Source organism: Streptomyces sp. NRRL B-1347 (assembly GCF_000720325.1).
GTDB lineage: Bacteria > Actinomycetota > Actinomycetes > Streptomycetales > Streptomycetaceae > Streptomyces.
On the sequence record NZ_JOJM01000296.1, the window covers coordinates 1 to 354 of the forward strand.

Genomic DNA, 354 nt, shown 5'->3' on the forward strand with positions numbered 1-354 from the left:
GACCTCGGGCAGTTCGCCGAGGAGCGGGCTGGGCCGCCCGATCGTGAACGCGGGCGCGAACCGCTCCCAGTCCACATCGGCGACGGTGACCACACCCTCGTCACCCGCGAGCGCCCCCTGCAAGGCGGCAAGAGCAAGACCGGGCGCCATCGCGGGCAGACCACGACGGGCCAACTGATCCCCGCCGTCGCCGGCCGCCATACCGCCTTCCGCCCACGGCCCCCAGGCCACAGCCGTACCAGCAAGACCCCGACCCCGACGGTCCTCCACCAACGCGTCCAGATAAGCGTTCGCCGCACCATAAGCAGCCTGACCACCACTGCCCCACACACCCGCGATCGACGAGAACACCAC

Annotated in this window: 1 protein-coding gene; it reads right to left on the bottom strand. The window is 70.9% G+C overall.

From position 1 onward, the window contains the following. Positions 1-354 (bottom strand): KR domain-containing protein (locus tag IG74_RS47395; protein WP_037827606.1); only part of this gene is annotated, 354 nt, incomplete at both ends.